This window comes from Oleiphilus sp. HI0079 (genome assembly GCF_001635105.1).
Window position 1 is genome coordinate 1 of sequence record NZ_LWFT01000471.1, and the last position, 10,110, is coordinate 10,110.

Annotated in this window: 7 protein-coding genes; 6 read left to right on the plus strand and 1 reads right to left on the minus strand. The window is 49.0% G+C overall.

Features of this window, described 5'->3' with window-relative positions; genetic code table 11:
• Positions 1 to 16: 16 nt before the first annotated feature.
• Positions 17 to 2,326 (plus strand): DNA topoisomerase IV subunit A, encoded by a 2,310-nt coding sequence (gene parC / locus A3750_RS06175; RefSeq protein ID WP_068458046.1) that lies wholly within the window; start codon positions 17 to 19, stop codon positions 2,324 to 2,326.
• 69 nt (positions 2,327 to 2,395) lie between these two features.
• Positions 2,396 to 3,616: a phosphoserine phosphatase SerB gene (serB, locus tag A3750_RS06180; protein ID WP_068465869.1), complete on the plus strand. Its 1,221-nt coding sequence runs from the start codon at positions 2,396 to 2,398 to the stop codon at positions 3,614 to 3,616.
• Positions 3,617 to 3,666: 50 nt separating this feature from the next.
• On the opposite strand, the gene A3750_RS06185 is transcribed toward serB, so the two are convergent.
• Positions 3,667 to 4,014, minus strand: coding sequence for a type 1 pili tip component (locus A3750_RS06185; protein WP_068455524.1), 348 nt, complete (start codon positions 4,012 to 4,014; stop codon positions 3,667 to 3,669).
• A gap of 232 nt (positions 4,015 to 4,246) precedes the next feature.
• On the opposite strand from A3750_RS06185, the gene ppc reads away from it, so the two are divergent.
• The 4 genes from ppc to tsaB form a co-directional block, all read left to right on the plus strand.
• A complete protein-coding gene (gene ppc / locus A3750_RS06190; RefSeq protein WP_068520694.1) occupies positions 4,247 to 6,916 on the plus strand; it encodes a phosphoenolpyruvate carboxylase in 2,670 nt (889 codons plus the stop codon).
• Positions 6,917 to 7,171: 255 nt separating this feature from the next.
• Entirely contained in the window at positions 7,172 to 8,566 is a 1,395-nt protein-coding gene (locus A3750_RS06195) for an HDOD domain-containing protein (RefSeq protein WP_068465872.1), read from the plus strand.
• A 223-nt stretch (positions 8,567 to 8,789) separates the two neighbouring features.
• Entirely contained in the window at positions 8,790 to 9,446 is a 657-nt protein-coding gene (adk, locus tag A3750_RS06200) for an adenylate kinase (RefSeq protein WP_068456477.1), read from the plus strand.
• 105 nt (positions 9,447 to 9,551) lie between these two features.
• The coding region (tsaB, locus tag A3750_RS06205; RefSeq protein WP_068548097.1) for a tRNA (adenosine(37)-N6)-threonylcarbamoyltransferase complex dimerization subunit type 1 TsaB at positions 9,552 to 10,110 on the plus strand (559 nt) is incomplete at its 3' end.

Consider the following 10,110-nt stretch of genomic DNA (forward strand, 5'->3'; position numbering starts at 1 on the left):
AGGAACGCAGAGTCTTATGAGTCAAGACACTCCCAATCTCGAAGACGGTGTCGAGCAAATTTCACTTCGTGAATATACCGAAAAAGCCTATCTCGATTATTCAATGTACGTCATTCTAGATCGTGCTTTGCCGCATGTTGGTGACGGCCTTAAGCCCGTTCAGAGGCGTATTGTTTATGCGATGTCGGAGTTGGGGCTGAAATCGACTGCTAAGTACAAAAAGTCAGCCAGAACAGTGGGTGATGTGCTGGGCAAGTTTCATCCGCATGGGGACAGTGCTTGCTATGAAGCGATGGTACTTATGGCTCAGCCGTTTAGTTATCGCTACCCACTTATTGACGGGCAAGGGAACTGGGGATCTGCCGATGATCCGAAGTCCTTTGCGGCCATGCGTTATACGGAGTCTCGACTAGCCCCGTATGCGGATGTCTTGCTGTCTGAGTTGGGCCAAGGGACGGTGGATTGGGCGCCGAACTTTGACGGAACGATGGATGAGCCGAAGACCTTGCCTGCTCGTTTACCAAATCTTTTGTTGAATGGCACGACAGGCATTGCGGTCGGCATGGCGACCGATATTCCGCCTCATAATTTGCGCGAGGTAGCCAGTGCCTGCGTGCATTTACTTGATGAGCCGAAAGCACAAACGCACGATTTGATGCTGCATGTAAAAGGGCCTGATTACCCTACGCGCGCTGAGATCATTACGCCTGAGCAGGATTTGCAGCGAATCTATGAAACTGGACGTGGCTCGGTAAAAATGCGCGCTATCCATAATATGGAAAACGGCGATATTGTGGTCACCGAATTGCCACATCAAACCTCTGGCGCAAAGGTGCTCGAGCAAATTGCCGCGCAGATGCAAGCTAAGAAACTACCGATGGTCGCTGATCTTCGTGATGAATCCGATCATGAAAACCCGACGCGACTCGTGATTGTGCCGCGCTCTAACCGGGTTGATGTCGAAGCACTCATGGCGCATCTTTATGCGACCACGGATCTAGAGAAAAATTATCGCGTCAATATGAATATGATCGGTACGGATGGCCGCCCAGGCGTTAAGGATCTCCGCGAGATTCTAACAGAGTGGTTGTCGTATCGAACCGAAACAGTGACTCGTCGGCTTCAGTATCGCCTCGACAAGGTTGAGCGCAGACTGCATCTTTTAGAAGGCTTGCTGATTGCGTTTTTGAATATCGATGAGGTTATTCACATTATTCGCACGGAGGATGAGCCGAAGCAGGTGCTGATGCAGCGCTTCGATCTGACCGAAGTTCAAGCGGACTATATCCTTGATACCAAGTTAAGACAGCTTGCTCGCCTCGAAGAGATGAAGATCAAGGCTGAACAGGAAGAGCTTGAGAAGGAGCGTCAGTATCTGCTGAAAGTACTTGGTTCTAAGGCGCAGATGAAAAAGCTGATCAAGAAGGAGTTGCTCGCCGATGCAGAGAAGTATGGCGACGAGCGTCGTTCGCCCATCGTCGCCCGCAAAGAAGCCAAGGCATATACAGAAATGGATCTGGTCAGCTCAGAACCCGTCACTGTTGTGCTTTCCGAGAAAGGCTGGGTGCGTGCAGCGAAGGGGCACGATATAGATCCGAAGGGATTAAGCTATAAAGCGGGAGACGGCTTTAGTCTTGCTGCGAAGGGGCGGAGTCAGGAAGGGGTCGTTTTTCTAGACTCTACGGGTCGTGCCTACACCGTAGCGGCGCATACTTTGCCATCGGCAAGAGGGCAGGGCGAACCGTTAACGGGTAAGATTAATCCCCCTTCTGGTGCAATTTTCAAAGCGGTTTTGATGGGCAAACCTGAGCAACGATTGCTTATGATGTCGGATGCGGGTTACGGCTTTGTATCGCGTCTCGATAATCTGCAGAGCAAAAACAAAGCGGGTAAGGCCGCTCTGAGTTTGCCGAAAAATGCTGAGGTGATGCATCCGATGGTGATTCACGATCCAGAGAATCAATTGCTAGCAGCGGTAACGAACGAAGGGCGTATGTTGGTGTTTCCTGTTAAGGAGTTGCCAGAGCTTGCGAAGGGGAAAGGTAATAAGATTATCAGTATCCCTACTGCCCGAGCTCAGAGTCGGGACGAGTTAATGATTGCCGTGGCCGTGTTCTCGGAAGAAGATTTTGTGGTTATTCATTCGGGCAAGCGACATCTGAAGCTAAAATACAATGATTTGCAGCACTACGTGGGTGAGCGTGGACGTCGAGGTCAGAAGTTGCCTCGCGGTTTGCAGCGCGTTGATCGAATCGAGGTTATTCCCTCAAAGACTAAGTCAGCGGCAGACGCAGTTGAGGATGCATCGAGTGACGATAGCGATTAAGCAAAACCGTGAGTGAAGCTTGCAGCGAATAATCCATACTTATTGAAATTAAGCGAAAGGTGATATCGATTGAGTGAAATAATCTTGATTAACGTGTCTGGTAGAGACAAACCGGGCTTAACGTCTGAAATGACCAGCATTATGGCGCAATACGATATTCGTATTCTCGATATCGGTCAGGCAGTCATTCATGATTATCTGACGTGGGGTATTTTGGTTGAGGTTCCGGGAGACCGAGAGTCAAGTAGTGTGCTAAAAGACTTGTTGTTCCGGATGCACGAGTTAGAGCAGGATGTGAGTTTCAAGCCCGTCAGCAAAGAAGACTATCAGCATTGGGTTGAAGGAAAAGGCAAGGCAAGATACATCGTCACGTTGTTATCACGTGCTATTTCCGCCGAACAAATCGCGAAAGTGTCTGCTGTCACCGCAGAGCACGGTTTAAATATTGATAATATTACCCGTCTATCGGGAAGGCCTGCGGTTGATGCAGCCGTCGATGCTTCCAAGGCTTGCATTGAATTCTCCGTGCGCGGCACTCCGCCGGATCTAGATCAGTTGCGTCAGGATTTTCTCAATATCGGTAACCAGTTAGGGGTCGACATTGCCTTCCAAGAGGATTCGATATTTAGGCGTAATCGTCGCTTAGTCGTCTTTGATATGGATTCGACGTTGATTGAAGCGGAAGTGATTGATGAGCTTGCGAAAGAAGCTGGTGTTGGCGAGCAAGTTTCCGAGATCACCGAGTTGGCAATGCAGGGTAAGCTGGACTTTAAACAAAGTTTTGAGAAGCGTGTTGCCTTGCTTGAGGGCTTGAGTGAAGACGTTCTTGAGCGTATCGCTCAAAGACTAAAGCTGACCGAGGGTGCCGAACGATTAATCTCTACGCTTCGAGGGCTGGGATACAAAACAGCAATCCTGTCTGGCGGCTTTAATTATTTTGCGGAAGGCTTACAGGAAAAGCTGGGTATCGATTATGTGTTTGCTAATGAGCTTGAAATTAAGGATGGCAAGGTGACGGGGCGCGTGACCGGCCGAGTCGTTGATGGTGAGCGCAAAGCAGAGTTGTTGGATGAGCTGGCGGAGAAAGAGGGTATTGGGCGTCAGCAGGTTATCGCAGTGGGAGACGGAGCGAACGATCTTCCAATGTTAAGTCGTGCCGGTTTAGGTGTCGCGTTCCGTGCAAAGCCTTTGGTTAAAGAGAGTGCGAAACATTCTATTTCGAACCTAGGTTTAGATGCCATTCTTTATTTGATTGGCTTCAGAGATAGAGAGGCCGGAGGGCAGATTTAGCACACTGAATTTGTCGCCCTCGCTTTCATCTCTCTTTTCGGTAAAGCACCTTAACCGTTGGCAGCGGCTTTACCGTTTTGCTTTAACAGTACTTTGTATTTCTTGCTCAGGTCGAGGAATGTTGGGGTTGGACCGAGGTCTTCGTACATTGGGTCGCCCATCTCGTCTCTTGCTACGACTTTGTTACCCGCGACATAAGGAAGGCTTGTTTCTAACTCTTCAAGTGCGGAAGAAAGGAGTTCGCCAAGAATCTCGCTTTGCGTGCGCTTTGGGTACATTTCTGCGAGAGCTTCAATTTTCGCTGCGTCTTCGATGGGCAGCCTGAAAGAATACTCGCTCTCTGTCATGGTGGCTTTCGCCTGTTTTTCCCAGTACCTAGTTAACTCTTTAATTTTCATTGTTTTTTCCTGTGTTTCGGACTTCGATTGCTGCAGCTTGGCTTTTGTCCAGGTCACGTCACTCAAGGTGTCCTAGCCGGCTCTCGTCTACTAATCGTAGTACGAAACATTGAATTGAAAAGCAGTTTTGGATGTCTTTTTCATATTGCATGTCATAGCTTTGTGTGAAATTGTAAGTGTCAGCATCCCGCGTTTATTTTTGTCAGTATGCGTTAACAATCGGAGGTCGAGTTTGTCTGAATTACATCCCTTGCTACGTGAAAATGTCCGTCTATTGGGCAATTTGGTTGGAGACAATGTTAAGGAGCAATACGGTCAGGAACTATTTGATCTGGTAGAAGCTGTTCGACAAGCTGCGAAAGCGGATCGAGACGTACCGGTTGGAGATGCCAGTGAGGAATTGGTGGGTCTCTTGTCCGGATTGTCAGACGAACAACTTGTGCCCTTGTCGCGCGCTTTCAACCAGTTTCTCAATTTGGCGAATATCGCAGAGCAATATCACGCCGTTCGGCGGAGTAAGGAAGAAACGGAAGATGGCGTCGAATTGTTTGATGACTTATTGGCGCGCCTGAAAGCGCATGATGTCTCGCAAGACCAATTGCAAAGCCTCATTAATGAGATGTCCATCGAGTTTGTGTTGACTGCACATCCGACAGAGGTGACGCGACGCACATTGATCATGAAATACGATGCGTTGGCGACGGCTTTGCGAGAGAAAGATCGTAGCGATGTTAATCGCCATGAGCAGCAAGACATCGAGGATCGCCTGAACACACTGGTGTGCGAAGCGTGGCATACCAATGAAATTCGCGAGCATAGGCCGACGGCTGTCGAAGAAGCAAAGTGGGGCTTTGCTGTGATCGAGAATAGTTTGTGGGATGCAGTACCTAAGTTTTTGCGGGAGTTTGATACGGCGCTTTCAGACAATTATCAGGTGCAATTACCTCTGACTGCACGGCCAATTCGGTTTGCATCGTGGATGGGGGGGGATCGCGATGGAAACCCCAATGTCACGGCAAAAGTAACCCGAGAAGTGCTTAGTTTGAGCCGTTGGATGGCCGCAGATTTGTATCTTCGAGATATTCGATCACTAATGACGCACTTGTCGATGTGGGATGCCAACGCTCAATTAATGGCGCTTGCGAAGCAATATGTAAGTGATGCTCCTCGAAATTCCAGCGAACCGTATCGAATTGTATTGTCAAAACTTAGGGAGCTGCTTAGTAATACCAGAGAGTGGGCGGCTATGGAGGCGCGAGGAGAGGTGTATAAAGGTGGTGCTTACCTGACTAATACAGAGGAATTGCTTGGCCCTTTGGTTACCTGTTATGAGTCGTTGCTTGAGGTTGGTGTAAAGACGGTAGCGAACGGTTTATTGTTAGATGTCATTCGGCGTGTTCAGTGTTTTGGGCTAGAGCTTTTAAAGTTGGATGTTCGTCAAGATTCAGAGCGGCATGCTGACGCAATCAACGAACTCTGCGAATATTTGGGTAAGGGCTCTTATAACGATTGGGAGGAAGAGCAGAAACAGACCTTTTTACTTGAGGAGCTGCAGGGTCGAAGACCTTTGGTGCCAAAAGTTTGGGCGTGCAGTGAACAAACTCAGGAGGTTTTAGATACCTGTGCTGTTGTTGCCTCGCAGCCAAGAGAAGCCTTTGGTTCGTATGTTATATCTATGGCTTCAAAGCCTTCGGATATTCTGGCGGTCATTCTTTTGCTTCGCGAAATGGGCATGCAGCGAAGGATGAAGGTCGTGCCATTATTTGAAACTTTGGATGATCTGGATGGTGCCGCAGAGTCGATCAGTCAACTGCTAAGCGTTGATTGGTATAAGGAGTATTGCGAAGGCTGCCAGCAAGTGATGATCGGCTATTCTGATTCAGCGAAAGATGCGGGTCAGCTCGCCGCAGGCTGGGCTCAGTATCGAGCCCAAGAAGCGTTGGTTGCCGTCGCGCAAAAGCATCGAGTTGAGCTTGAGTTATTTCACGGGCGCGGCGGAACAGTGGGGCGTGGAGGTGGACCAGCAAATCGCGCGATTCTGTCGCAGCCCCCGGGTTCCGTGGATGGCCGGTTTCGAATCACTGAGCAGGGCGAGATGATCCGCTTTAAGTTCGGCTTGCCGGATTTGGCCCGCCAGAGCATGAAAATCTATACCAATGCTGTCATGGAGGCCACACTACTTCCGCCACCGAAACCGAAGCAGGCATGGCGGGATGAAATGGATCGTCTGACCGCTATGTCAGTGAAATCCTATCGAGATGTTGTCCGAGGTCATGAAGACTTCGTAGAGTATTTTAGGAGTGCGACGCCGGAAAGCGAGCTGGGTAAGTTGGCCTTAGGCAGCAGGCCTGCGCGCAGAAAGCAGGGCGGAGGCGTTGAAACGCTGCGAGCGATACCATGGATTTTCGCCTGGATGCAAATTCGTCTCATGCTGCCAGCATGGCTTGGTAGTGATGAAGCACTCGGCACAGTCATTGACGCCAAAGACAAAGCGCTCGTTCAGGAAATGATCCGTGACTGGCCGTTCTTCGCAACCCAGATAGATATGCTCGAAATGGTTTTGATCAAAGGGGACCCGCGTATTGCCCGATACTATGATCAAATGCTGGTATCTGATCGCCTACGGCCGCTTGGCGTGAGTTTGCGCGATCGTTTTCGTGACATGGTTAAAGTGATTAACCAGCTCAAGGAGCAAAGTACGTTGATGGAAAGTAACCCTGCTTTTGGCGAGTCACTCAAGGTTAGGGCAACGTACACAAACCCATTGCATTATTTGCAGGCTGAATTGCTGAAGCGCGAGCGCGCTTCTGAGGGTGTATCTGAGAAAGAACGCGAGCAGGTCGAGATGGCACTGAAAGTGACCATGGCCGGTATCGCGGCTGGAATTCGCAACACCGGTTAGAGTGGGCGTAGCTTTTCTAAAGCGCTTTACTCGTCGTGAAATGGTGATGTGAGGCTTAAGGGTTGGGATTGCTTTGCAGGTCTCCTGACAACACTTCGTTACACTTCTACTAAGAATTGAAACGGCGGTTTGTGACGTAAGACAGGCAGGGTGCTGAGCTTCGATTACACTTCAATGAAAGGTACTCCGGTTTGCAATGTAGATGCTAACCGGGTGCTGTTGTTGAACGTGTTCATTTTCGTAGAGAGAAGTCCGGTGCCCATAGCTAGCCGTTTAGGTAAATACATTCATGCTCATGCTGTTCAGTGTCAGCTGATTCATCATGCTCGTTCAAGGGACTTGTCTCACGCAGTATTGTTAGCGCAGGCTGTACCAGAATTAACCGTCAAGACGCATCTCGTTCTAGACCGAGCCGGACCAGCTGCGCTGATTGTTCCGTTTCAAGCCAAGCCCAATATTGATGCATTAAACAGTTTTTCGAGTAGAGACTTTCAATTAATTGACGACGAGCAGGCAGGGCGATTGTTTACTGACTGCGACCATGGCCACGTGCCTGTCCTGGGGCAGGCCTATGATTTGCCGCTCTATGTCGATGAAGCTGTGTTCTCGTGGGAAGAGGTCTTTGCTTCAAGTGGTTGTGCAAATACCTTACTGCGTTTAAGTCAGGGTTCTGTTAGAGCTGTATTGCGAGACGCGAATGTAGGCTTGTTTTCTGAGCGTTTGGCGCCAGCAGAGTCCGTACTTTGCGCTGATAAAGAATACTCGTTAGATGATATTGCTCGCAAACTGAATAAGTTGTACCGCTTGCCGCCTATGCCAGAGACATCTGTTCGCATTATGCATTTGACGTCAAATCCAGAGTCCAGTTTGGATGAGCTTGTCATGCTAGTGGAGCGCGACCCTAGTCTATCCGCTCAGATCCTAAGGTACGCGCGCTCGGCATTGTTTAATTATCGAGGCCAGTTACATTGTGTGCGCGATGCGATCAACGTTGTACTGGGTTTTGATCGAGTTGCGAAGCTCGCTATGGGTATCTCGTCTGCTCAAGCTTTTCGGGTTCCCTCTCATGGCGCTCTGGGTCTAGGTAATTTTTGGAAACATGCATTGCATTGTGCTGTGTTGTGCGAGGCTTTGGCGACCATGGCCAAACCAGATCTAAATCTGGATGCGCGCGAATCATATCTGTCGGGACTATTGCATAACTTCGGCTTGCTGCTCATTGGGCAATTATTTCCACCCGAATTTCGAATGATGAATAAGCTTCGGGAGTCAGACCCCGAGCGAAGTATGGCAGAGATCGAAAAACAGGTTTTTGGTATGGGGTCGGCTCAAGAATTTATCGCGCTTGGTCATGGCTCATTAGGTGCGATTCTGTTAAAGCTTTGGGGTCTACCTGAGTCCTGTGTTAAATCGGCCGCAATGCATCAAAACGAATATTATGACGGCGAGCATGCAGAGCAAGTCGCTGTTGTGTGTCTCGCAAACCATCTACTTGCTATGCATGGCGTTGGTGATGAGCCTGCCAGCATTGATCCCGAGCCCTTGTTTGAACTTCTTGGTATAGACCCAGATAGTGCATACCGTTTGGCTGAAGTGACCGTTGATCAGGGTCAAGAGCTTGATGGTATGGTGAGTGACCTCGTAGCATAAGTCTATTTCCGAGCCATTTTCATAGTGAATGGCTTCCATTCTTTTCTGCTCTTTTCGGCAGGGCTTTGACCACATCTTCTATTAGCCTATAATGGCCGGCTTTCTGGAATTAAAAGCAGCGTTTTTCAGGTTGGATGCGTCTCATCCATACAGTTTAAGCTAGCCAAGAGTTAGTGCCTGTAACTGCTTCCAAGGGTTTCTTTTTATTGTTTTGGAGTGATTTATGAGAGTGATTTTGCTTGGTGCACCAGGTGCCGGTAAGGGAACACAGGCGCAGTTTATTACTGAAAAGTACGATGTACCGCAAATCTCGACAGGCGATATGCTTCGCGCCGCAGTTAAGGCAGGCTCTCCGCTTGGCTTAAAGGTGAAAGAAGTCATGGCGTCAGGAGGCCTTGTTTCAGATGAAACGATTATTCAACTGATCGAGGAGCGCATTAAAGATGAAGATTGCGCAAACGGCTTTTTGTTCGATGGCTTCCCGCGTACGATTCCGCAAGCAGAGGCGCTTAAAAAACAGGGCATCGTGATTGATGCCGTTGTAGAGATTGCTGTTGAAGACGAAGAAATTGTTAGTCGTCTAAGTGGCCGTCGAGTTCACGAGGCAAGTGGACGCGTTTATCACCTCAAGTACAACCCGCCTGCAACAGACGGCAAAGATGACATTACTGGTGATGCTCTGGTGCAGCGCGAAGATGATAAGGAAGAGACTGTTCGTAAACGTCTTGACGTATACCACTCGCAAACAGCGCCGTTGATTCAGTACTACTCTGAGTGGGCTGCGGCCGGTGATGATTCTGCACCAAAATACGTTCGCGTAGAGGGTGTGGGCGATATGTCTGAAATTCGTGATCAGATCGTTAACGGTTTGGACGGCTGATTTCGTCGTTGCGCATCGAAAGGCAGCACTTGTGCTGCCTTTTTTGATTTAGCATTTTATTATTTAAGATCGACTTGCTAAGTAGACTGATTTTTTAGGCAAACTATGACTGTAATTCTAGCCATTGATACTTCATCGGAGAAGTGCTCCGTCACTCTTGTTGATACGAATTCGGAAAGCAAATCGTTGTCCTTAAGTGAGTATGCGCCTAGAAGTCATGCGCAACGCTTGCTGCCAATGGTCCAGGAGCTTCTGGGTCAATCAGGTCTGCTTCTTTCGGACATGGATGCGCTGGCGTTTGGTCGAGGTCCAGGATCGTTTACCGGGCTTCGGATCGCGTCTGGATTTGTTCAGGGTTTGGCATTTGGACAAGATCTGCCGGTTGTTCCTGTATCAAATCTACAAGCACTCGCGGTGCATGTGTTTTTAAGTCATTCCGAGGCGCAAAACTGTTTGGTGTTGATCGACGCTCGAATGGATGAGGTCTATTGGGCTGTGTTTACTCGAGGTGAAAACGCAATGCCTGAGCTGTTAGGGTCGGAGCGCGTTGATAAACCAGAGATGGTTTCTGAATTGCTTCAGGAGCAAGATGAGATGCCCGTTATCGGAAATGGTTTGGCTTACGTTGATCGTATGGATGCGATAAGTAGATGGCCTCGAATCG

Bases quoted from the DNA above. Each gene is read 5' to 3' on its own strand.
- parC (WP_068458046.1), top strand. From the start codon at position 17: ATGAGTCAAGACACTCCCAATCTCGAAGACGGTGTCGAGCAAATTTCA.
- A3750_RS06185 (WP_068455524.1), bottom strand. From the start codon at position 4,014: ATGAAAATTAAAGAGTTAACTAGGTACTGGGAAAAACAGGCGAAAGCC.
- adk (WP_068456477.1), top strand. From the start codon at position 8,790: ATGAGAGTGATTTTGCTTGGTGCACCAGGTGCCGGTAAGGGAACACAG.